Origin of the sequence: Streptococcus oralis (assembly GCF_019334565.1) — a bacterium.
GTDB classification, from domain to species: Bacteria; Bacillota; Bacilli; order Lactobacillales; family Streptococcaceae; genus Streptococcus; species Streptococcus oralis_CR.
Genome location: NZ_CP079724.1, coordinates 359,092 through 381,075, shown reverse-complemented (window position 1 = coordinate 381,075; position 21,984 = coordinate 359,092). Strand labels below are relative to the sequence as shown.

At 41.7% G+C, this 21,984-nt stretch carries 23 protein-coding genes; 3 read left to right on the top strand and 20 right to left on the bottom strand.

The features are described from left to right. Nucleotides 1-5: 5 nt before the first annotated feature. From KX728_RS01925 to KX728_RS01830, 20 genes are all read right to left on the bottom strand, one after another. Nucleotides 6-1,169, bottom strand: coding sequence for a DNA cytosine methyltransferase (locus KX728_RS01925; RefSeq protein WP_215804988.1), 1,164 nt, complete (start codon nucleotides 1,167-1,169; stop codon nucleotides 6-8). A gap of 75 nt (nucleotides 1,170-1,244) precedes the next feature. After that, a complete protein-coding gene (locus tag KX728_RS01920; RefSeq protein WP_215804989.1) occupies nucleotides 1,245-3,896 on the bottom strand; it encodes a valine--tRNA ligase in 2,652 nt (883 codons plus the stop codon). Nucleotides 3,897-3,909: 13 nt separating this feature from the next. Continuing rightward, on the bottom strand, nucleotides 3,910-6,927 hold the full coding sequence (locus KX728_RS01915) for a DEAD/DEAH box helicase (protein ID WP_215804990.1): 3,018 nt from the start codon (nucleotides 6,925-6,927) through the stop codon (nucleotides 3,910-3,912). 45 nt (nucleotides 6,928-6,972) lie between these two features. After that, complete coding sequence (locus KX728_RS01910; RefSeq protein ID WP_215804991.1) at nucleotides 6,973-7,533, bottom strand: GNAT family N-acetyltransferase; 561 nt, start codon at nucleotides 7,531-7,533, stop codon at nucleotides 6,973-6,975. A gap of 278 nt (nucleotides 7,534-7,811) precedes the next feature. After that, nucleotides 7,812-8,207: a helix-hairpin-helix domain-containing protein gene (locus KX728_RS01905; protein WP_215804992.1), complete on the bottom strand. Its 396-nt coding sequence runs from the start codon at nucleotides 8,205-8,207 to the stop codon at nucleotides 7,812-7,814. 97 nt (nucleotides 8,208-8,304) lie between these two features. Beyond that, nucleotides 8,305-8,559 carry a DUF1912 family protein gene (locus KX728_RS01900; protein ID WP_000119707.1) on the bottom strand — a complete coding sequence of 85 codons (255 nt, stop codon included), beginning with the start codon at nucleotides 8,557-8,559 and terminating at the stop codon, nucleotides 8,305-8,307. Between the two features lie 9 nt (nucleotides 8,560-8,568). Next, a complete protein-coding gene (locus KX728_RS01895) occupies nucleotides 8,569-9,903 on the bottom strand; it encodes a DUF438 domain-containing protein (RefSeq protein ID WP_215804993.1) in 1,335 nt (444 codons plus the stop codon). Then, entirely contained in the window at nucleotides 9,903-10,136 is a 234-nt protein-coding gene (locus KX728_RS01890; protein WP_000368739.1) for a DUF1858 domain-containing protein, read from the bottom strand. Before KX728_RS01890 ends, KX728_RS01895 begins: the two co-directional genes overlap by 1 nt. A 261-nt stretch (nucleotides 10,137-10,397) precedes the next feature. Then, nucleotides 10,398-10,580: a hypothetical protein gene (locus KX728_RS01885; protein ID WP_000505781.1), complete on the bottom strand. Its 183-nt coding sequence runs from the start codon at nucleotides 10,578-10,580 to the stop codon at nucleotides 10,398-10,400. Between the two features lies 1 nt (nucleotide 10,581). Continuing rightward, entirely contained in the window at nucleotides 10,582-11,361 is a 780-nt protein-coding gene (locus KX728_RS01880; protein WP_215804994.1) for a hypothetical protein, read from the bottom strand. A 150-nt stretch (nucleotides 11,362-11,511) separates the two neighbouring features. After that, nucleotides 11,512-11,862, bottom strand: coding sequence for a 30S ribosome-binding factor RbfA (gene rbfA / locus KX728_RS01875; protein WP_125389399.1), 351 nt, complete (start codon nucleotides 11,860-11,862; stop codon nucleotides 11,512-11,514). Between the two features lie 165 nt (nucleotides 11,863-12,027). Beyond that, nucleotides 12,028-14,814 carry a translation initiation factor IF-2 gene (gene infB, locus KX728_RS01870; RefSeq protein WP_215804995.1) on the bottom strand — a complete coding sequence of 929 codons (2,787 nt, stop codon included), beginning with the start codon at nucleotides 14,812-14,814 and terminating at the stop codon, nucleotides 12,028-12,030. A gap of 16 nt (nucleotides 14,815-14,830) precedes the next feature. Continuing rightward, nucleotides 14,831-15,130 (bottom strand): YlxQ-related RNA-binding protein, encoded by a 300-nt coding sequence (locus tag KX728_RS01865; protein WP_001041399.1) that lies wholly within the window; start codon nucleotides 15,128-15,130, stop codon nucleotides 14,831-14,833. Continuing rightward, entirely contained in the window at nucleotides 15,123-15,416 is a 294-nt protein-coding gene (rnpM, locus tag KX728_RS01860) for an RNase P modulator RnpM (protein WP_000857560.1), read from the bottom strand. The genes KX728_RS01865 and rnpM overlap by 8 nt, the downstream gene beginning before the upstream one ends. Before the next feature lie 21 nt (nucleotides 15,417-15,437). Beyond that, nucleotides 15,438-16,574, bottom strand: a complete 1,137-nt coding sequence (gene nusA / locus KX728_RS01855; RefSeq protein WP_049550482.1) for a transcription termination factor NusA — start codon at nucleotides 16,572-16,574, stop codon at nucleotides 15,438-15,440. Between the two features lie 42 nt (nucleotides 16,575-16,616). Then, nucleotides 16,617-17,096, bottom strand: coding sequence for a ribosome maturation factor RimP (gene rimP, locus KX728_RS01850; protein ID WP_215804996.1), 480 nt, complete (start codon nucleotides 17,094-17,096; stop codon nucleotides 16,617-16,619). A 126-nt stretch (nucleotides 17,097-17,222) separates the two neighbouring features. Continuing rightward, the gene (trmB, locus tag KX728_RS01845) at nucleotides 17,223-17,858 is read right to left on the bottom strand and encodes a tRNA (guanosine(46)-N7)-methyltransferase TrmB (RefSeq protein ID WP_001266087.1); all 636 of its coding nucleotides are present in this window, start codon (nucleotides 17,856-17,858) and stop codon (nucleotides 17,223-17,225) included. Further along, a complete protein-coding gene (gene ccrZ / locus KX728_RS01840; RefSeq protein ID WP_215804997.1) occupies nucleotides 17,855-18,649 on the bottom strand; it encodes a cell cycle regulator CcrZ in 795 nt (264 codons plus the stop codon). The genes trmB and ccrZ overlap by 4 nt, the downstream gene beginning before the upstream one ends. 47 nt (nucleotides 18,650-18,696) lie before the next feature. After that, on the bottom strand, nucleotides 18,697-19,746 hold the full coding sequence (locus KX728_RS01835) for an ABC transporter permease (RefSeq protein WP_215804998.1): 1,050 nt from the start codon (nucleotides 19,744-19,746) through the stop codon (nucleotides 18,697-18,699). Continuing rightward, nucleotides 19,743-20,474 (bottom strand): ABC transporter ATP-binding protein, encoded by a 732-nt coding sequence (locus KX728_RS01830; RefSeq protein WP_215804999.1) that lies wholly within the window; start codon nucleotides 20,472-20,474, stop codon nucleotides 19,743-19,745. The genes KX728_RS01835 and KX728_RS01830 overlap by 4 nt, the downstream gene beginning before the upstream one ends. A 67-nt stretch (nucleotides 20,475-20,541) precedes the next feature. On the opposite strand from KX728_RS01830, the gene KX728_RS01825 reads away from it, so the two are divergent. The 3 genes from KX728_RS01825 (at nucleotide 20,542) to KX728_RS01815 (ending at nucleotide 21,963) form a co-directional block, all read left to right on the top strand. Next, complete coding sequence (locus tag KX728_RS01825) at nucleotides 20,542-20,952, top strand: HIT family protein (protein ID WP_215805000.1); 411 nt, start codon at nucleotides 20,542-20,544, stop codon at nucleotides 20,950-20,952. A gap of 9 nt (nucleotides 20,953-20,961) precedes the next feature. Continuing rightward, entirely contained in the window at nucleotides 20,962-21,240 is a 279-nt protein-coding gene (locus tag KX728_RS01820; RefSeq protein WP_000777740.1) for a hypothetical protein, read from the top strand. 63 nt (nucleotides 21,241-21,303) lie between these two features. Further along, complete coding sequence (locus KX728_RS01815; RefSeq protein WP_215805001.1) at nucleotides 21,304-21,963, top strand: hypothetical protein; 660 nt, start codon at nucleotides 21,304-21,306, stop codon at nucleotides 21,961-21,963. Nucleotides 21,964-21,984: the final 21 nt, after the last annotated feature.

The following is a 21,984-nucleotide window of genomic DNA, read 5'->3' as shown; positions in this document are numbered from 1 at the left end:
CCTTTTTACAAATTATTTTCTTTAAAGAAATCTTTAATTCTATTAGCTAAATGAATACTTAAAATTGGAGGAACAGCATTACCAATCTGAGTATTAATTGCTTGTAGACCTCCGACAAACTTATAATTATCTGGAAAAGACTGTATTCTTGCACCTTCCCTTGCAGTCAAAGCTCTATTTTGACTAGGATGAATGCAACGTAAGGAGGATGGAGTTGATAAATTATTTGTGATGGTAGTTGAAGGTCTATCCCACCACAATCTACCGTAAGTATTATTATAGCCAGAAGTCAGGTATAAATCTTTATCTAAAATACCATCTTCTACCATCCTATTAATATCGTTTTTCCCTTGCCCCTCTCCAAGAGCTCTCATTATTTTTTGTAATCTCTCACCATGATTTCGACTAACATGATTAAGTAGCTCGGTTTGATTTCCTTTTAATAAAGCTTGGTACTCTGTTCTTGGTTCACATATATAATTATTTTTTTGTTCATTATTTCCTAATATAGGTAAATCACTAATTGCGTCTCTTAATGTAATTTCATTATTTAGGGTAGTTTCTTCTGGGAATATCCACTCGAACTTGATTTTTAAATCCTTTCTTATTCCTATCAAAAAGACACGTTCTCTATTTTGAGGAACACCAAAATCTTTTGCATTAATTAATTTAGTATAAACGTCATAACCACTAACATCACCAAAGCTTGATAAATCATTAAAACTTTCTTTTACATTTCTAATGATTGGGCCGTTCTGTTCGTTTTTCATAGTTAAAAGTCCATAAACATTTTCAAAAACAAACATCTTAGGTTGGATAAAAGAAAGTATCCTTCGATATTCTCTATACATTTTAGCTCTTTTATCATATTGTCTCTTACCAACCGTACTAAATGACTGACAAGGTGGTCCACCAATAACTAAATCAACTCTTTTTGAACTGATTCCTTTGGATTTTAAAAAATGTTCATCTATATTAGCAATATCTTCCTCAATCATAGTAACTCTAGGATAATTTTGTCTGAAAGCTTCTGCTGCATCATGATTGAATTCATTTGCAAATCTAATGTTAAAGTCATTTCTGGAAACAAATGTATTATTTTTAATTGTATTCTGAAAGCCAAAAGTCAATCCTCCAGCACCAGAAAATAAGTCTACAACTTCTATCATTTCTTACCTTTTTTCAAAAAATATTCTCATTTTTCATTATACCAAAAACCCCAGCAAATTGCCGAGGTTTATAACTTATTTAACCAACTTCTTCATCTCATCAATACGTGCTACGGTCGCATCGTATTTCGCTTGGTAGTCGGCTTGTTTGTCGCGTTCTTTTTGGACGACTTCTGGTTTGGCATTGGCTACGAAGCGTTCGTTAGAGAGCTTCTTACCAACCATATCCAGTTCTTTTTGCCATTTAGCCAGTTCCTTGTCGAGACGAGCTAGTTCTTCTTCGACATTTAAGAGGTCTGCCAGTGGCAAGTAGATTTCTGCTCCTGTGATGACGCTTGACATAGCGAGTTCAGGTGCAGGGATGGTTGATGCGATTTCCAAGTGTTCTGGATTTGTGAAGCGTTTGATGTAGTTGACATTGCTGTTAAAGAATGCTTCCAAGTCGCTATCGCTTGTCTTAACAAGGATGGTGATTGGCTTGCTTGGAGCAACGTTTACTTCCGCACGCGCATTACGAACGGCACGGATTAAGTCTTTGAGGCTTTCGACACCAGTGTGGGCAGCAAGGTCTTCAAAGGCTGGGTTAACAGTTGGGTATTCTGCTGTAACGATAGAACCTTCTGAGATTTGTCCAAAGATTTCTTCAGTCACGAATGGCATGATTGGGTGAAGGAGACGAAGGATCTTGTCCAAAGTGTAAAGGAGAACAGAACGTGTGATGACTTTCTCTTCTTCGTTGTCGCTATAAAGGACTTCCTTGGTCAACTCAACGTACCAATCCGCAAACTCGTCCCAGATGAAGTTGTAGAGGATATGGCCAGCTACACCAAACTCAAACTTATCAAAGTTTTCAGTGACTTTTCCGATTGTTTCATTGAGGTTGTGGAGAATCCAGCGGTCAGTGACGTTTCCAGCTTCCTTGTTAACCACTTTTTCCACATTGGCAGTTGCTTGCTCAAGGGTCAAGCCTTCATTGTTCATAAGGATGTAGCGAGAGATGTTCCAAATCTTGTTAATGAAGTTCCATGAAGCATCCATTTTTTCATAAGAGAAGCGCACGTCTTGACCTGGCGCAGAACCGTTTGAAAGGAACCAACGAAGGGCATCGGCACCGTATTTCTCGATGACATCCATAGGGTCAATCCCGTTACCGAGAGATTTAGACATCTTGCGTCCTTGCTCATCACGGATAAGGCCGTGGATCAGAACGTTTTGGAATGGCTGACGACCAGTGAATTCCAAGGATTGGAAGATCATACGAGATACCCAGAAGAAGATAATGTCGTAACCTGTTACCAAGGTTGAAGTTGGGAAGTAACGTTTGAAGTCTTCTGAGTCGACATCAGGCCAGCCCATGGTTGAGAATGGCCAAAGAGCAGAACTAAACCACGTATCCAAGACATCTTCGTCCTGAGTCCATCCATCGCCTTCTGGAGCTTCTTCACCGACGTACATTTCTCCCTCAGCATTGTACCAAGCTGGGATTTGGTGACCCCACCAGAGCTGACGAGAGATAACCCAGTCATGGACATTTTCCATCCATTGGAGGAAGGTATCGTTGAAACGAGGTGGGTAGAATTCAACCTTGTCTTCTGTATCTTGGTTGGCAATGGCATTTTTAGCCAATTGGTCCATCTTGACGAACCATTGCGTAGACAAGCGTGGTTCAACCACAACACCTGTACGTTCTGAGTGACCAACGCTGTGGACACGTTTTTCGATTTTGACAAGGGCGCCGATTTCTTCCAACTTAGCCACGACTGCCTTACGAGCTTCAAAACGGTCCATGCCTGCAAATTCGAAAGCCAAGTCGTTCATAGTTCCGTCATCGTTCATGACGTTGACTTGTGGCAAGTTATGGCGTTGACCAACCAAGAAGTCGTTTGGATCATGGGCAGGTGTGATTTTCACGACACCAGTACCAAACTCAGGATCAGCGTGCTCATCTCCAACGATTGGGATCAATTTATTAGCGATAGGAAGGACGACGTTTTTACCAATCAAGTCCTTGTAGCGTGGGTCTTCTGGATTGACCGCAACCGCAACGTCCCCAAACATGGTCTCAGGACGAGTTGTCGCCACTTCAAGGGCGCGTGAGCCGTCTTCCAGCATGTAATTCATGTGGTAGAAGGCACCTTCAACATCCTTATGGATCACCTCGATATCAGAAAGGGCTGTGCGAGCAGCTGGGTCCCAGTTAATGATAAACTCACCACGGTAGATCCATCCTTTTTTGTAAAGGTCCACAAAGACCTTGCGAACGGCTTTAGACAAACCTTCGTCAAGGGTAAAACGCTCGCGAGAGTAGTCTACAGAGAGACCCATCTTACCCCATTGTTCCTTGATGGTAGTGGCATATTCGTCTTTCCATTCCCAGACTTTCTCGAGGAATTTCTCACGACCAAGGTCATAGCGGGAAATGCCCTCACCACGCAAGCGCTCCTCAACCTTAGCCTGAGTGGCAATCCCCGCGTGGTCCATACCTGGAAGCCAAAGCGTATCAAAGCCTTGCATGCGTTTTTGACGGATGATGATGTCTTGTAAAGTCGTATCCCAAGCGTGGCCAAGGTGAAGTTTCCCAGTTACATTTGGTGGTGGAATCACGATTGAATAAGGCTTAGCCTTTTGATCGCCTGAAAGCTTGAAAACATCTTCGTCAAGCCATTTTTGGTAACGACCAGCCTCAACCTCGGCTGGATTGTATTTAGGTGAAAGTTCTTTAGACATGTGTTTGTCCTTTCTAGTTAATTTCTAAGCTACTTTGATAAGAATCTAAAATGTCAATAGTATCTCTTATAATAGGGCTCTGTGTGGCTTTGTAAAGAGATTTATTCCCAATAATATAAAACTCTTCTTTAGCTCTAGTCGCTGCAACGTTTAAAATATTGGGTTCAGAGACAGCCCAGCGAGCAGCCCCCTCACTCATATTATCTGCTCCAAGCACAAAATATACAATCTTATTTTCTTTTCCTTGGAAAGTATGTACCGTCCCTACATTTATAGGTTTTCCATTCTCCCGCTTTGTGAAACCGATTTTATCTAGTTCTTTTGCTAGTTGAACCGATACATTTTTAAAAGGAGTAATGACATAAATATCATCAAATTCCTCATGTCTTTTCTGCAACTCTTCTTTCAAATAATCAGCTTGCTCAGGAACAAATTTATCCTTAGCACCTCCACCAACGTCAAACCATTCTCCCAGACCTCGAGCTTCTTCCTTTCCTTGAACCATTAAATTATCATAAGAAATTTTATTGGAAATACTGAACATCGGATCACTAGAACGACGATGAACCCAGAGAGGAAGTCCTATCCATGTCCCATCTTGTTTTTTAAAACCATATCTACTAGCAGAATCCATCAATTCTTGCGTTGATGACACAAGATATTTAGAGGCTATCTTGTGGTGCTGTGCTAAAAATCCTAAAATATTTTTATCCATAGTCTGTACTGGTTGTATTTGAGAAGGATCCCCAACAGCCATAATATGCTTACTTCTAAAAATAGCCCCCACACTTGCTTGAGGTAATACCTGACCCGCTTCATCAATAAATACATTACCGATACTATTTTCAGGCAAACACCGAAACATGGAATTAAAGCTTGCAAAAGTTGTACTAATAACTGGAACAGTGAAATTGACCCAATTCCACGCAGCTTTATATAAATCACTAGCATTATCTCTCATTGAATAGTTTTGAGGCTTCTCCCAAATCCTTAATGCTTTTTCAAAATGCTTTTTATTGTCATATATAAATTGCTTCCTAACTGCCAGTGCTTTAATAAACAAACGACTCTGCTCTTCTCGATAGTCATCATCAAACCAAAAATTTGATACTTGTAGTTCTTCATATGGAACAGAAAAATTCAACTTTTTAACAGGGTATGTAGCAAGTTCCGATTGTAATTTCAAAATTTTTTCCTGATGACGAATTAATTTATCTTCTTGTTTAGATTTCCATTCATTATACCTCTGTTGCCTTTGACTCAATTGATTTAATTCAAGTTCATGCATTTTTATCTCTTTTTGCAAACCGTGGCAATATTGACTTTCATCATGTACTTTCTTCAGTTCTGCTTTTAGACTTTCATTCGCTTGATTCAATCTCGTAAAATAAGTATCTAATTTCGATGGTGTGAAAAGTCTTTTTAACCATAAGAAACGTGGAGCTTGTAATTTTATCAACTCAACATCTTGTGCTGCTATCTGTTTGTTAACATTTAACATAGAAATAAGACGCTCATGCTCAAACAGCTCAGATTCTATTTCCTTTTTACTATTTTCTAATTGAATATGTTTATCCCGTATTTTAGATAGTTCTGAACGTCTTTGGGCATCATCCTGATGAAACTCTATCTCAACCTGTTGGTAAGCATTTTTCAATTTTACATGCAATCGAATCTTATCTGCTATATCTTGCATCTTTTCTCTTTTATCAAATAGCTTCTGATATTGAATTTTAAACTCTTCGTATACTGATGGATTCGATTGAAATTTATCCGAATTCAACTCTTGTCGTATTGCTTTTAAAACATTTTGCAGACGGTCTCTATTCTGTTTTTTTCCACCTTCTATCGAAAACAATCCCCAATATTTTTTGTCGTTAGAAACATCTTCATCTTCTAACAATAAATCATTACTGATTTCAGCAAAGTAATCAATTTTCTTTAATTCATCTAACCAATTTAATTTCTGATAAATTTCTTTTCTTTGGGGTAATTCATTAACAATATTTTTAACAGCACCATTATTAGAACTTGCAACTACGATTCCTTTTTCTGCAATTTCTTTTGGTAATTTTGCAATAAGATCTAGTTTGTCATGACAAACTAGATTCCCTTTAAGCTTAGGAGCCGATAATTCACTAATAATTCTCGCCTGTTCCGTTACCAGATCTGCAAAAATATCTTTTAAAAGTGTCGTTTTACCAGTCCCCGGAGGACCATTGACACTTCTCACATCTTCATCCGCATTCGAAGCTAAATTTACAGCTACTTGTTGCATCATGGAAAGAGCATATTCAGGGTTACTAGGAAATCTTCCTAATGGATAATTTTTCGGTTCAAGTATAGTTTCTAAATCTTTGGGATTAAAATAGGATGATTCTTTATTGCCGTCCAAATTAACCCTTACAGAATCGAATCCTGATAAATAACGATTGAGATTTTCATTATAAATTGATTTTGCATATTTCAAATCCTTTAGAAAAAATGAATGTAAATTTATTTCGTCAGCAAAATTCTTAACAAAATAATATCTGCAATCACTTGGTGAAATCTCATACTTTTTGAGAAGTTTACTAAAAACTTCATTGAACTCTCCATCAAGAAACGCCTGACCTAACTGTTCTCGAAGCTCATTTTCTGCTATTAAGAAATCTTTAGGCAATTCCCCATTTTTGAAAATTTGCCCACTCATGGTTAAAAAAAACTTATCAGCTAAGAACTTCAAATCTTTATCAAAGTATAGAGCAAAAGTAAATTTATAAGAAGCTCTTCCCAATTCTTCCTCCGTCGCCTTTAAATTGTATTTGCCTCTTAACACTTCAATAATTTTTCGAAAAGGGAAAATTCCACAATAAACAGCAATCCCTGAACTGGATTTTAATTTTTGACGTTTAAAAAAATCTTTTAATATTGATTGATAATCATCACCTTGAAAAATCTTATACTTAGAATCACTTTTTTCAATATTCCCTTCTGATAATTGTTCTACTGTAATCCAAGCATCTAATATTTGATTATGACTACTTCTCATCATGTCTCCCTTAAAGCATATAAAAACAAGAATATATCTTACTCATTAAAAACTCTCCCACTCACTCCTCAGCAAACCATATATCAGACTGTCACAGCGGTTTCCTTGGGCATCTTTGCGGTCTCGGATTCGAGCTTCTAAGGTAAAGCCAAGTTTCTCAGCGACTCGTTGACTTTGGACATTGTAACCAAAACAAGTTAGTTCAATCTTGTGTAGGTTCAATTCTTTAAAAGCTAAATCAATCAAGGTACGTGCCGCTTCGGGCACATAGCCTCGGCCCCAATAGTCTGGATGTAAGATATAGCCAATCTCCAAGACATCATCCTCGTGACGACGAGGGAAATCAACAGAGCCGATGATAGTATCGGTCCCTTTAACCACTATGCCGTAACCAGCTGGGAGATTGTCCTTTTCATTGCGCTCGGGCAGAATATGCTCCAGATAATAAATCTCATCTTCCAAGGTCTTGACGGGCGGAAAGCCTGCTGGGTAGGAAACTTCTGGCCTACTGGCATAGTCAAAGATATCCACAACATCAGCCACGGTACGGACTCGCAAGACCAGACGCTCGGTCTCTATTCGTTCTGGCAACTCTGCTCTTGTCATCCTTCTACCTCGCTTTCTACAAAAAATCGCCCCTGCCATATCCATGACAGGGACGAATGTGCTTATCCGCGGTACCACCCAATTTCGGGCAGATGCCCGCAACTCTCGTCTTTAAAACAAAAAGACAATATTATTTCATTTTTCATCCATCAGCAACCAGTTTTGACACATTTGTGGACTTCTCAGCACCGCCACTTTCTGTAAAATGTGGGATTCAAAACACCTCTAATGGCTCTATTGTAGCAAGTTTTTCTCGGAAATGCAAGGGGCAAGAAAGATTACTTGAAGCTGATTCCGTGCTCTTTTAATTTCTTGATGGTAGCTGGGCCGATTCCTTTCAAGGCAAGGAGTTCTTTTTCAGTCCAATTTTTAAAGTCAGCAGCCGACTTGATCCCCTCATCATAGAAAGTCTTAGCACGATCTACTGAGAGGCCACCCAAAGTAGCTGCGAAATCTTCTACTGAATTGGCTACTTTTTGAGCTTGCTCTTTAGTCGCTTCTACTGCTTGTTCCACTTTTTTAGAGACAACTTTTCCTGCTTGGCTGGCAGATTTTTCTGCATGTTTCACAACTTTCTTGGTCTCTTCGACAACTTTGGTCACCGTACTTGAAAATGCACCTGAGCGACGGAGGTGATTTCGCAATTGTTTTTTACGTTGGAGTTTCTTTGACATGATAAAATCCTTTCAATAAAAAATCCCTGCTCTGACAAGGATTTAATAAAGATATTCTATCAAGATTTTGGCAAAAAATCAAGAAAGTATCTGTATTTTAATAATTCCGTTCACCAAACAATCCTTCTGGCAAATCATGAAATCCCTTGCCCGCCTTGAAATTTTCAAATTTACCCAGCAAGAACTGATAAGCATCCAAACGACTCTCGTAGCGAATCATAGCATCTTTGGCACGCTCGTCCTGGTCTTCTTCGTAAACTTTTTGACTTTCCTTGTGCGCCATGTCGTTGATCATGATTTGGGTATTGACCCAAGCTTCAAATTCCTTCATAAATTCTTGTTCGTAACTCATTGATTCTCCTTATTCTAATCCACGGAAGTAGTCCGTATCAATCTCACGATAGGGCTGGATGTCCTGAACATACTCTAGCACGCCTTGAAATTCCCCAGCTTCATCGTGCACTGCAGCGTAGGTGATGTGGACAAACTTGCCTCGCGACTCAGACTTGAACCACATTTCATACTTGTCCTTTTTACCTTCACGAAGACCTTTCATAACGGCCTTCACCTTTTCTAGGTACTTAGGCGGATGGCAGAGTTCTACATTACGCCCGACTTGGGACGGCGTCCGTTTGAAAATCATCTCATCAGCTGGCGTATTGTCATTGTAATACTGGAAAATATCGTCTTTATTGACAAAGGTAATCTCCATAGGGAGGTTATTTAGGATGTGGTTGGCCTGCTCTACGGAGAGATAGCCATTGCCAAATACCTGTTGACTATGGCGGTCCAGCACTGCTTCCTTTTCCTTAGGGGTAAAGGTAATGATAAACTGGCCTTCTGGCGTATCGATAACTTGTTGCACTTGGCCTTCAGCTGTGTCTAGCTGCACGGGCTCCTCTGCACTCTTTTCCTCAACAAAACTCTGACGTTCTGGAACCCATTTCTCAGACGGACGGATGATGGCATAGCCGTAAGCATCGCTCTCCTCCGCAATCTGAATCCAGTCATCCTGAGTAAAGGACTCAAGGAGAATCATGAGAAGGATGGACTCTTCCTTGAAAATCATACTTTCAAACTCTGTCGCAAAAGCTTCGAAAGTTTCCTTTACAGTGGAAATCGGCACTTCTGGTAGTGACTTAGCTGTCGTTAGAGCTGTTTGAAAGAGTTCCCTGATCTGATCATCCACTCCCCACATGACCTTAGGGGGTGAATCGTGTCCATAGCGCTCCATGATAGGAAAGAAGAGCTCTTCCTTGCGCTGGTAGTGGATATCAAATTGCCCCAACAGCCCCATTTGACGGACCAAACCCTTGCGCATCTCTGCCAGCATTTCCTCATCTTCCATAGACTCATAGGTATCTAACAATCTCCGAATGCGAATCAAGGCAGCACGGAGGGCCAGGTTTTCATCCTTGAAGACGCGAACGGGGTGGCCAGGATGCTCGGTATCCTCTACTTCAACACCCTTAACAGCGTTTTTAAAAAGATTGGCATGGACATCACAGAGCTCCATAACGTCTTCAAAGGTGACACCTGAGTCTGAGTTCATCAGCTCGTGCTCCATGAGGGAAATCTCGATGGCTGACACACCTGTAAAGGTCGCATCAAAACGCTCCTGAACTGACTCAGGAGAGGCGCCATTGTGCAATTCTAACAAAATATCCCGTAGGATATGAATCCGTTCATCTGCCATTAGTCTAATCCAATCACTTCGTAACCATTCGCTTCCAGTGTGCGGACAATCTTGTCCATAGGAGTTCCTTCGAGCTTAGAACCCTGTTTGAGCGATACCTTGCGACCGACGGTGTTGCGCATCAAGGGATTAGCAAGTGGTTTAAAACCCAGCTCCACTAGGATTTCCAAAACTTCTGGGTGCTTGTCCACCACTTCTGCAACGGGAATTGACACATCGATGATATTGTCCATGACGACCTCCATTGTATGTTCTAATACTCAATGAAAATCAAAGAGCAAACTAGGAAGCTAGCCGCAGGTTGCTCAAAACAGTGTTTTGAGGTTGTGGATAGAACTGACGAAGTCAGTAACCATACCTACGGCAAGGTGAAGCTGACGTGGTTTGAAGAGATTTTCGAAGAGTATAAAATGATTTTACTGCTTATATTATACCATATGGGAAGAGATTAAAAAACTAGCAGCGGAGTTCCTGCTAGTTTCTTTCATTTCAAGTTATTCCTTATCATCTGGTTTTGCGAGCCACTGGGCTACATCCATCAACTTGTCAGCAAGCAGTACTTTCCCGAAACCTACTAGAGCATTGTCATCTTTTTTCATGTTCTTCAGGACTTTGACGCTTTGCATCACAAAAAAGTAATTCCCATAAGTCTTGGCTAGAATTTTAATGAACCCCATATTACTCTCCTTCGATGATTTCGACCTCTTTTCGGATAGTATCAACGTCTCTTTGATATTGCACTTCATTGTAGTTGACTAGCTTGGACAATTCCAGTTGCAATCTTTCTCCCATCGGTTTCATGGTCGCAAAGGTTAAGCCACCAGAAATGACTCCACCTAGGATAGGAATCACTTTCCCCATCCCTTTGGCTAGGCCTCCTTTTGTCAGATTGACTCCAAAAATTTTCAAAACTTTTTCTAAAATTGGATACCAAAGAGTTTTTGTCAAGGCTTTCTTGTTCACTACTTTTATGACTTGTTTGGCTACTGTCACACCGCCTGATCGAAGCAGAGCACCAGCGCCATTTACTCCCAGCATCACACCGAGGTACAGTAGGAGTGTGTTTTTAGCTTCCTCGCTTAACTCATTGCGCGATGCCCAGAGATCATCAAATCCGTAAATATACCCTAGCTCCTGAGCTAGTTTTAATGAGAATGCATAAAACTGGGCTACATCTGTCGGGATGGTGATCGCCATGACAATCCCTCCAGGTAGACCTGCCAAAACCGAAGTTCCACTGGCTAACAGGACATTATCCTTAATACAGGCCTTGGCTACTCTATCCAAGCTTTCTTGAGGCAACAAAGAAGTCGGTCCTTGTTCTAATAAGGTAGCAATGTCCTTGCGATCTAATTCCTTGGAAAACTTTTCCACCAAAAATTTCTCTCGATCAACTTTGACTACGGGAAGTTTCACCACTTGTTGCAGTACTTGCATAGCTATATCTTGTTTAGCCATATGTCTCTCCGTTTTTCATTTATATCAAGCTTTATCATATCATACTATTTGAAATTTACAAATTTTTTAAACTGCGTTTTACAAGGGCAACATATTGTTAATTAGATAATAGTTTACTCTGACAACAAAAAAGAGGGTATCCCCTCTTTCTTAATTCTTATCCAGATTGCGTAGCATCTCGTCAATCTTGTTTCCATATTCGATGGATTCGTCTTTGACGAAGGTCAAATCTGGGATTTTGTATAATTTCAAATTGCGACCAAGTTCACGTTTGATGGTGCCAGTTGCTTTTTCAAGCCCGATTTGAGCTTTTTGGTTATCCGAAGCAAGGTTACTCAAAATGGTGTAGTAAACCTTGGCCATCGATAAATCGCCTAGCATCTGAACATCTGTGATGGTCACACCTTGGACACGGGGATCACGGACCTTCTTTTGCAAAATCTCATTGACTTCACGCTTGATTTCCATGCCTACACGATCCGTACGGAAATGATTTGCCATGATATTCCTTTCTCTACTTTGAACCAAAAGCTAGGCCAGCAGACCTAGCTATTTCTGTTAGATAGAGGAACTAGAGCCATTTGAATCTAGGAAACAAGCCTTTGATAGAACTAAAGTTCATCAAGGCGCTGTTGACAACGAGTCAAATGAGCTATCGTTTCTCTATTATCGTTTGATTTCTTCCATGACATAGGCCTCAATCACATCATCAGTCTTGATATCATTGTAGCCATCAATCATGAGACCACCTTCACGACCGTTTGTAACTTCTTTGACGTCGTCTTTGTAGTGTTTCAAGCTGGCGAGTTCGCCATCATAGATAACGACACCATCACGGATAACACGAACTTTCGAGTCACGGGTAACCTTACCGTTGATAACCATGAATCCACCGATAGTTCCGACTTTAGATACCTTAAAGGTTTCACGGATAACTGCTTCACCGATAACTTTTTCTTCGAATTCTGGGTCAAGCATCCCTTTCATGGCTTCTTCCATCTCTTCGATAACCTTATAGATAATGCTGTGGAGACGGATTTCTACATCGTCAGCTTCCGCTTGTTGACGCGCTTGTGGTGTAGGGCGTACGTTGAAACCAACGATAAAGGCATTTGAAGCTTCCGCAAGAGTCACGTCAGATTCGTTGATAGCACCGACTGCCGAGTGGACAATGGTAACTTTGACACCTTCTACATCGATCTTTTGAAGTGAGGCAGAAAGGGCTTCAACAGAACCCTGTACGTCGGCCTTGATGATGACATTGACTGACTTGAGCTCACCAGCTTTAAGCGTATCAAAGAGGTTTTCAAGGCTGACACGTTGAGTAGCTTGACGTTGCTTCATAAGAGCACGTTTGGCACGTTCTTCACCGGCTGCACGCGCAGATTTTTCATCTTCGTAAACAGCAAAATGGTCACCCGCCATTGGCGCTTCGTTCAAACCTGTAATAGAAACTGGTGTTGATGGGCCTGCAACCTTGACACGACGACCAAGGTCATTGGTCATAGCACGGACACGACCGAAGGTATTTCCGACAACGATTGGGTCTTGGACATTCAAGGTACCTTGTTGCACAAGAAGGGTTGCAACCGCACCTTTTCCTTTATCCAAGCGCGCTTCGATAACTGTACCGATTGCACGAACTGTTGGGTCTGCCTTGAGTTCTTGGATTTCAGCCACAAGAAGAACTGTTTCCAAGAGTTCATCGATATTTTGGTTGAATTTAGCTGAGATTTCAACAAATTCAGAATCTCCACCCCAAGCTGTTGACATAACACCATGCTCTGCCAATTCACCGATAACACGTTCTGGATTGGCACCTGGTTTATCAATCTTGTTGATAGCTACGATGATTGGAACGTTGGCCGCTTTTGAGTGGTTGATGGCTTCGATAGTCTGAGGCATAACCCCATCGTCGGCTGCTACAACCAAGATGGTAATATCGGTAACAGAAGCACCACGCGCACGCATAGATGTAAAGGCCGCGTGTCCTGGTGTATCAAGGAAGGTGATCTTCTTGCCATTTTCCACAATTTGGTAGGCACCGATATGCTGAGTGATACCACCTGCTTCACCTGTCGCAACACGAGAGTTACGAAGGGTATCCAAGAGGGTTGTTTTACCATGGTCAACGTGTCCCATGATGGTTACAACTGGTGGACGCTCAACCAATTCATCTTCGTTAAGATAGCCATCTTCGACAAAGAAACGTTCGATGTCGGCATTATCCACTTCAACCTTTTGTTTGGCTTCAATACCATAATCCACCATGAGGAGTTCAATGGTTTTCCCATCCAAGGATTGGTTTTGTGTAGCCATGACACCCATCATAAAGAGTTTCTTAACGATTTCAGCTGGTTCACGTTTGATACGTTTTGCGATTTCCGCAACAGTCATACCATCTGTATACTCAAATTCTGTTGGCAATTCATGGAACTTACGCTCTGTAACAGGTTTGGGAGTCTGGTTACGGTTGTTTTGCTTGTTCCCTTTTTTATTTTTCTTGTTGTTATTCCAGTTACTATTTCTTTGATTTCTCACTTGATTCTGACTACTTCGATTCTTTTGTTGTTTTCTAGGACCATCTTCTTCGTGATCATAATCGTCACGTTCTTTGTCTGGTCGAGCTTGTTTTTTACGACGTGTATCCACCGGCGCTTCTTTCGCTACAGGAGCTACTGTTACTACTGGCTGCGTTTGTTCAGCTAGCTTAGCAGCTTCTTCAAAGATTTCCTCTGGTTCCTTGCGTTTATTAGCTTGAGCCAAGGCTTCTTTGGCAGCTTGCGATTGTTTGAAGCGCTCCTCGCTTGAGCGTGCGTACTCTGCATTTTGCTCTGCTTTTAGGGCTGCTGCACGGGCTTTAAAGTCAACACGTGGGCCAGCTTGCTTGGGCTGGAAGTCTTGTTGCTGACGGCGATCATTGCCATGATTTCCTTGACCTTGTGGTTTTTTCCCTTGGTCGTTAAATCGGCGATTGTCGCGGTTTCCTTGACCAGTTTTGCCACCATTACGGCCGTCGTTTTTCTGACGGTTGCCGTTTTGTTGTTGGTCACGGTTGTTGCCCTTGTTTTGTTTGCGTCGTTCTGCCTGCTCTTTGGCACGCGCCTCACGCTCCGCCTTGAAGTTTCGACTCTGTGGTCTTGCGGCCACTACTTTTTCTTCCTTAGGAGCTACAGGTGCAGCTGGTTTGCTTTCTTCCTTTGCAGCAGCTGGTTTAGCCGAAACAGACTTTTCTGCTTTCTTTTCTACACTTGCTTTTGGTGCTGCAGGTTTTGCTTCTGCCTTAGGAGCAGGTGCAGATTTAAAGCTAGCTGCGATTTGTTCAGCAGCAGCAACTTCCACGCTCGATGAGTGGCTTTTCACATCCAAGCCCAACTCTTTTGCACGCGCTACAACTTCTTTACTTTCTTTTCCAAGTTCTTTTGCGATTTCGTACAATCTTTTCTTAGACAAATTATGTCCTCCTCTTCTATTCCATAAGAGACCTCATTTTCTTTGTAAATCCAGCATCTGTCACAGCCAAAACCTTTCTCGATTTTCCGACTGCTATGCTTAATTCCAGTGTTGAAAACACGGTTATAACTTCTACTTGATAATAGTCACTTTTATCTTGAATCTTCTTGGTCAGATTGGGACCAGCATCCTGTGCTAGAAAGACTAGCTTGGCTTTCTGGTCTTGGATTGCCTTGACTACCAATTCCTCACCCGATATGATCCGGCCTGCTCGTTGAGCAAGTCCCAAGAGATTGCTTATCTTTTGCTTATTCAAGTCCTAACTCTCTTCTTTTCACTTTGTGATCCACATAAGCGATCAACTCGTCATAAAAGCTTTCTTCCACTTCCATGTTAAAGCTGCGGTTAAAGACTTTCTTCTTTTTTGCCTCTAGGGCTTCTGCATTGTCTAGCTTGATATAAGCGCCACGGCCATTGGCCTTGCCTGTCGGATCGATAAAGACCTGTCCTTCTTTGTTCTTGACAATGCGGAGCAAATCACGCTTATCAATCACTTCGTTGGACACAACAGACTTGCGCAAAGGGATTTTTCTTGTTTTCATCTTTCCCTCCTCTAGCAGCTTTTATTCTTCTGTCAATTCATCCGCATCTGCGTAATCCACTTGACCTGCTTCTTCCATAGCTTCAAACTCACTGGCTGACTTGATATCGATACGGTAACCTGTCAAGTGAGCTGCTAAGCGAACATTTTGTCCACGACGACCGATGGCAAGAGAAAGCTTGTTATCAGGTACAACGACCAAGGCACGTTTGCTGTCATTTTCATCAAAGATAACTTGGTCAACCTCTGCAGGTGCGATGGCATTGTAGATAAACTCAGCTGGATCCGCTACCCACTCGATAACGTCGATGTTTTCTTCGACAGGAATCATGCGGTCGCTCTTAGCATCGTAACGAGCTGGGTGGAATTTGCTGGTGATTTTCTTGATATTGGCACCACCACGTCCAACGATTGTCCCGATAGCGTCCACGTTTGGATTGTGGCTACGAACGGCAACTTTCGTACGGTCACCAGCTTCGCGGGCTACGCTCATGATTTCGACAGTTCCATCATACACTTCTGGAATTTCTTGCTCCATCAAACGTTTGATCATTTCTGGATGGCTACGGCTAACAAATACGTTGACACCACGAGGATTGTCTTCAACCTTGTAAACGTAGACTTCGATACGGTCATGGGAAGCAAAAACTTCTCCAGGGATTTGGTCCTGTTTTGACAATTGGGCTTCGATGCTACCAAGGTTGACATAGATGAAGCGGTTGTCAAAGCGTTCTACTGTACCAGACATGATTTCTTGTTCATGTTCTTTGTATGTATTATAAGTGATGGCACGTGTTTGCTTGCGCATTTTTTCCATGATGGTTTGTTTAGCAGATTGGGCTGCTACACGACCAAACTCAGCTGGTGCTTCTTCAAACTTGATTTTGTCACCAAGCTCATAGGCTGAATTAATGGCAAGGGCATCTTTCAAGCTAATTTCCAAACGGCTATCAAATACTTCATCAACAACTTCACGGACAGTATAAACTGTAAAGTCACCCGTTTTTTCATTGAAGTCAATGGCTACGCTGTCAGATTGACCATAGCGTCTGCGATAAGCGGAACGAAGCGACTCTACTACTGCGTCGATGATGTCTTCTTTTTTGATTCCCTTGTCTTCTTCCAAAATGCGGAAGGCCTCTAGCATTTCTTTACTCATGTTCTTTTTACTTTTGAATCCTCAAAAGCTATCCTTTCTTTTCTATAGTTTTACTGCTAAACGTGCTTTTGATACTAAACTGTATGGAATTTGAACGGTTTTCTTACGTGTCTTGTCCATATATTCCATGGTCAACTCGTCTTCTTCAAAGGATACCAAAGTTCCTTCAAAGACTTTTTGCTTATCAATGGCTTGGTAGAGCCCGACATGGATGTATTTCCCAACAGCTCCAGCGACAGCATCCTTGGTTTTCAAAGGACGTTCCAAGCCTGGACTGGTGATTTCTAGGAAATATTGTTCTGGGAAGGGATCGGGCTTGATGGTGTCTAGGACAGGACTGATAATTTCTGTCAGGTCTGCCGTGTCGTTCAAGGTAATTCCTTCAGGTTTATCTACAAAAATACTGAGAATCATGTCACTGTCAATCTTTCCATACTCGATATCCACGAGTTTGAAAGGCGCTTGGATGACAGGTTCTACAACTTCTCTGACTAATTCTACGATTGTTGCGATTGTGTCCACCTCCTCATAAGCAAGAGGCGAAGATATTTCCCCGCCTCTCTTTCTTATATTCTTACTATCAGTATAGCACGTTTGTCAATTTATGTAAAGCATAAGCACTCAAACGGCTAGTTTTCAAGCTATTTTTTAAAATTCTGCCTCAACACGGTAGATCACTTGACCCTTGTTGGAGAATTTTTGCTCATATTCCGTCATGACATTGCCTTCAAAATCACTGGCATGTAAGTCCAACCAAACCCCGTTCAGTTTCATGCCGTACTGAGAAAAACTCACCAGGCTGTACTCAAATAAGCCACGATTGTCTGTCTTGAAATGGATTTCCCCATTCTCAGGTAAGATGCGCTTGAAGGTATCCAAGAAACTCTTGTAGGTCAGACGGCGTTTTTCATGGCGTTTTTTAGGCCAGGGATCTGAAAAGTTTAGGTAGAGACGATCAATCTCACCGTCTTCAAAGTAGTCCGTCAAATCTGAACCATCTACCCACAACAACTTGATATTAGGAACTCCAACTTCTAATACCTTATCCAAGGCATAACTTAACACCGACTTTTGGATGTCAATCCCGATATAGTTGATGTCAGGGTTTTGTTTGGCCATTCCTGATACGAAGGCTCCTTTCCCACTTCCAACTTCAACATGAATAGGATGATCATTTCCAAACAAGTCTCGCCATTTCCCTTTAGCTTCCAAGGGATTGAGGACAACATACTGGGGATTAGCCTCTAGTAACTCTGTCGCCCCTTTACGATTTCTAACTCTCATCTTTTCTTTCCATACTTGTCACGGAAGACACGCAAGGCATAAATCTCCCGGTTTACATTGTCTAAATCTTGATTTTCACAGTATTTGGCAATCTGGTTCAAGTAAGAATACTGACCATACCAATACAATTTATCTAACACTGTCTGATTGTACTTATAGCCGTAGTCTCTCAACCATTGACGCCACTGATGATCTGGAATGTAGTGGCATAGCAAATGCGCTACATCAAACATACGATCCGTCAGACGAACCGAATCCCAATCCACTAGATAAACGAGTCCACTCTCTGTCTCAATCCAATTACTATGGCGAAGATCCCCATGCACAATCGTTGCATGGTCTTCTCTAAAACCTGGAACCGTCTTACCTAGCTCAGCAATCACACTATTCAAGTAGTGATTCTGTTGCAAGATTTCTGGTACTTCTTGTTGCCAAGAACGCAACAAATCAACTGGTTTTTCCATGGTATATCCCAAACGGCTCAACTGCTTCATCAAAGGACGCGAGCGGTGAAGGCGGTTCAAGATATTGATAATCTGCTTGCGATTCATATCGTAAGGGGTCAAGATTTTACCCGTCAGCCATTCCTGAGCACACATATCACGGCCGTCTGGCAAACGACGAGTCCATAGTAATTGAGGAGCGATTTGTTCTCTGGCTAGACCAGGTAGGATTGGAGAGGTGTTCATTTTTACAAAGACGCGCTTCCCATCAGGGTAGCTTCCCATATAAGCCTTGCCACTCTTCCCAGGTATAGGGGTCAGCGTTAGCTCATTATCACCCAAGTCCATTTCTTTCCTCCGTATAAAGTTTCCTTACTATTCTACTAGTTTTTGGTCTATTCGTCAACCAATCTTTTTAGTTGGTAAGGTAAATAAAACAATTGTAGGAAGAGACTAGCCCCTACAAGAGCCAACAAGGCTATTTTTTCTTGAAAAACCACTGCTCCGACCAGAAATTCTAACAAAAGAACTGCACTTCCCACACCGAGCACAATCTGTTTTAATCCCTTTTCTTTCTCCCCTTTTTCTAATGGAAAAAGCTGGGTCAAGTATTGGTAGTCAAAGGCGTGATAGAGGGCCAGTAACTGAAAGAGCAGGAGGTAGTTAAACAGCACTACCACCGCTGTCGCGATCCAAGATTGCGCGATAAAGACTAGAGCTAACAAGGATAGGAGCAAAAGGCGCAAACTGAGGGCAAAGAGGTCTCCATTTCGCAGGTAAGAACGAAGATAGAGGTTTTGCCAAATCTTGCTCGGCACTTTCTGAACTGCTTTAAGGATGAAATCCAGATAAACGCGACGTTTGACACTATTTGAAACGCCCTTGACCTGCGTAAAGAGAGCAAAGAAACGAAGCAAAACTTGCTTGCGCTTGCTTTCTTGGGAGATCACATAGTCCCAGTCGAGACCAGTATCAGTAAAAAATTTACTGGCTTTTTGACGAAAGAGGAGATATTTCCCAGTTCCCAATAAAAGCACATAGATGAGAAAGACTGGCAAACCATAGCCCATGGCTAAAAATAAGGGCGCAAATAACAGCAAGAAAAGGTTTTGGACAAAGAGCCAAAAGACCAGTGAGCGCACCGTCTGCCCTTTGAGGTGGGACTTAACCTCCTCTTCACTGACTAAGAGAAAGAGCTTGTCAGGTACTTCCATGTAGGTCGCGATTCCTCCCCAAGCTAAAAGCAAGGCAGAGACAATCCCCAAAAACAAGAGAATAGGCCAATGATTTTCAGGAAAATGTTGCAGGAGTTGACTATACTGGTAGGCTAAAAAACCGATGAGAACTAGCAGGAACAAGACAAAGTGGTCATTGAGAACATAACGAAGATAACCGACACATTCCTTACGAAAAGCCTGCTTTCTCTTTAAAAACAAGTCTTTCATAGCTCCTCCTCTTTTGTCAGAGCCAGATAAATGTCATTCAAACTAGCTTCAGGCATGTCAAAGGCTTCACGGAGTTGCTGGAGGTTCCCCTGAGCCCGCACCTCCCCCTTGTGGAGAATAACAAAGGCATCACACATCTTTTCTGCTGAGTCTAGCACATGGGTACTCATGAGAATAGACTTGCCTTTTTGCTTTTCCACTTCCAAAAGCTGAATCAAGTCAGAAATAGCCAGCGGATCAAGCCCAAGGAAAGGCTCATCAACGATGAAAAGACTCGGATCCACCACAAAGGCACAGATAATCATGACCTTCTGCTTCATCCCTTTGGAGAAATGCACTGGGAACCAGTCCAATTTTTGGTCCAGACGAAACATCTTTAACAAATGTTCCACTCGCTCAAAAGCCACTTTTTGCTCAATACCATAAGCCATGGCAACCGTCTCGAAATGCTCTCTGAGTGTCAGTTCCTCATACAAGCTAGGCGTCTCTGGGATGTAGCCAATCTGCTTGCGGTAGCTAGTCGCAGCTTCTCGCAGGGTCAAACCATTAATCTTAATTTCCCCACTGTAAGGAGTCAAAAGACCGATAATTTCATTGATAGTCGTTGATTTTCCAGCACCGTTTAGACCAATCAAACCGACCAACTGCCCACTTTCAACTGTAAAGGACACATCTTTCAAGACAGGGACGTGAACATAGCCACCTGTCAGGTTTTTAATTTCTAACATATTTTCTCCGAATCTGGTATAATGTAGCTATATTATATCAAAATTCAATACAGTAGAGGTGGATTTTATGTCAGATTGCATTTTTTGTAAGATCATCGCAGGGGAGATTCCTGCTTCAAAAGTATACGAGGATGATCAGGTTCTTGCCTTTCTTGATATCTCTCAAGTAACGCCTGGACACACCCTCATTGTACCAAAAGAGCATTATCGCAATCTTTTAGAAATGGATGCCGCAAGTGCCAGCCAACTCTTTGCCCAAGTGCCACTGGTAGCTCAAAAAGTTATGAAGGCTACCAAGGCCGCCGGAATGAACATCATCGCCAACTGTGAGGAAGTTGCTGGTCAAACAGTCTTTCATACTCACGTGCATCTCGTACCCCGCTACGGTGCAGAAGATGACCTCAAGATTGACTTTATCGCCCACGAACCTGACTTTGACAAACTTGCCCAAGTCGCTGAAACCATTAAAAACGCTTAAGGAGATGCCATGAAACTATCCAATCTATTGCTATTTGCAGGAGCTGCAGCTGGAAGTTATTTTGTCGTGAAAAATCGCCAAGCCATTCAGGATGAAGTGCTAGATACAACTGACCGCGTCGAAGCTATCAAGGATGATTTGGATATCATTCAAAACAGCCTACAAATCATCGACCAACAAAAAGCCCTTATCAAGGAATACCAAAAAGATTTGACCTACAAGTTCAAAGTCTTGGAAAAAGATTTCCAGACCAGAATGGCGGTCCTCCAAGAAGAAAAACAAGAATAAAAAAGCCTCCAACTTTCCTTAAACTCTTTTTTGGATACTAGGTTTGAACAGAAAAAGGAGGCAATGAAAGTGAAACAGTTTGTAAAAGTTCTAGCGAAGGTCATCGCGATCCCTTGTGGCTGTCTCTGTCTCCTTGCAGTTCTGGCATTTCTACTACTAATCAATCTTTTCAAAGCGTCACCAAGTGATATCCGAAAAGGGAATGAAACCTTAAAACAAATCTTTATCTCCCTTGATCTCCCTCCTGAGAAAATCGAATCAAATGGAAAGTATCAATTCGAGGGCGGGGGCTTAGATTTTTATGTGACATTCTCTGATGAAGTTATCAATAGCCGCCCCGTCCTAAAAGAAAGTCCAAAACTCACCAAAAACCGACTTAAAGTCTATGTCCTCCAGACAGGAGATATTTCCTACTATAAAGTAGGAGATAACTTATTCAATCATGGTTTAATACAATTTTTAGAGGAGGAAGGCGAGAAGTATTTTCGAGAAAACGGAAAGAAATCAAATTCTTCTTACACAATTCTAAATTGGAAAGATCAGGAAAGTCTTAAAAAGGGAATTACATTCTATGAAAAAGCTTTGACCTTAGTGGATATTCAAGATAACTCGGCGATTAAACACATTGATACCATCACCGTTAAACCTGGCAAAGAAGCGGAAATCAAGCAACTCATCCAGGAGATGGATGCAGCTGGCTTGCTCACTCAAAAGTATAAATAGTAGACTAACTGGAAAATGATT

Excerpts from the sequence above, each read along its gene's own strand:
- KX728_RS01825 (WP_215805000.1), top strand. The coding sequence starts at position 20,542 with ATGTCAGATTGCATTTTTTGTAAGATCATCGCAGGGGAGATTCCTGCT.
- KX728_RS01880 (WP_215804994.1), bottom strand. The coding sequence starts at position 11,361 with ATGGCTAAACAAGATATAGCTATGCAAGTACTGCAACAAGTGGTGAAA.
- nusA (WP_049550482.1), bottom strand. The coding sequence starts at position 16,574 with ATGAGTAAAGAAATGCTAGAGGCCTTCCGCATTTTGGAAGAAGACAAG.
- KX728_RS01915 (WP_215804990.1), bottom strand. The coding sequence starts at position 6,927 with ATGAGAAGTAGTCATAATCAAATATTAGATGCTTGGATTACAGTAGAA.
- KX728_RS01900 (WP_000119707.1), bottom strand. The coding sequence starts at position 8,559 with ATGAGTTACGAACAAGAATTTATGAAGGAATTTGAAGCTTGGGTCAAT.
- KX728_RS01890 (WP_000368739.1), bottom strand. The coding sequence starts at position 10,136 with ATGGACAATATCATCGATGTGTCAATTCCCGTTGCAGAAGTGGTGGAC.
- KX728_RS01820 (WP_000777740.1), top strand. The coding sequence starts at position 20,962 with ATGAAACTATCCAATCTATTGCTATTTGCAGGAGCTGCAGCTGGAAGT.
- trmB (WP_001266087.1), bottom strand. The coding sequence starts at position 17,858 with ATGAGAGTTAGAAATCGTAAAGGGGCGACAGAGTTACTAGAGGCTAAT.
- KX728_RS01910 (WP_215804991.1), bottom strand. The coding sequence starts at position 7,533 with ATGACAAGAGCAGAGTTGCCAGAACGAATAGAGACCGAGCGTCTGGTC.
- KX728_RS01920 (WP_215804989.1), bottom strand. The coding sequence starts at position 3,896 with ATGTCTAAAGAACTTTCACCTAAATACAATCCAGCCGAGGTTGAGGCT.
- ccrZ (WP_215804997.1), bottom strand. The coding sequence starts at position 18,649 with ATGGACTTGGGTGATAATGAGCTAACGCTGACCCCTATACCTGGGAAG.
- KX728_RS01835 (WP_215804998.1), bottom strand. The coding sequence starts at position 19,746 with ATGAAAGACTTGTTTTTAAAGAGAAAGCAGGCTTTTCGTAAGGAATGT.
- KX728_RS01905 (WP_215804992.1), bottom strand. The coding sequence starts at position 8,207 with ATGTCAAAGAAACTCCAACGTAAAAAACAATTGCGAAATCACCTCCGT.
- KX728_RS01885 (WP_000505781.1), bottom strand. The coding sequence starts at position 10,580 with ATGGGGTTCATTAAAATTCTAGCCAAGACTTATGGGAATTACTTTTTT.
- KX728_RS01895 (WP_215804993.1), bottom strand. The coding sequence starts at position 9,903 with ATGGCAGATGAACGGATTCATATCCTACGGGATATTTTGTTAGAATTG.
- KX728_RS01830 (WP_215804999.1), bottom strand. The coding sequence starts at position 20,474 with ATGTTAGAAATTAAAAACCTGACAGGTGGCTATGTTCACGTCCCTGTC.
- rbfA (WP_125389399.1), bottom strand. The coding sequence starts at position 11,862 with ATGGCAAATCATTTCCGTACGGATCGTGTAGGCATGGAAATCAAGCGT.
- KX728_RS01815 (WP_215805001.1), top strand. The coding sequence starts at position 21,304 with ATGAAAGTGAAACAGTTTGTAAAAGTTCTAGCGAAGGTCATCGCGATC.
- rnpM (WP_000857560.1), bottom strand. The coding sequence starts at position 15,416 with ATGAAAACAAGAAAAATCCCTTTGCGCAAGTCTGTTGTGTCCAACGAA.
- KX728_RS01925 (WP_215804988.1), bottom strand. The coding sequence starts at position 1,169 with ATGATAGAAGTTGTAGACTTATTTTCTGGTGCTGGAGGATTGACTTTT.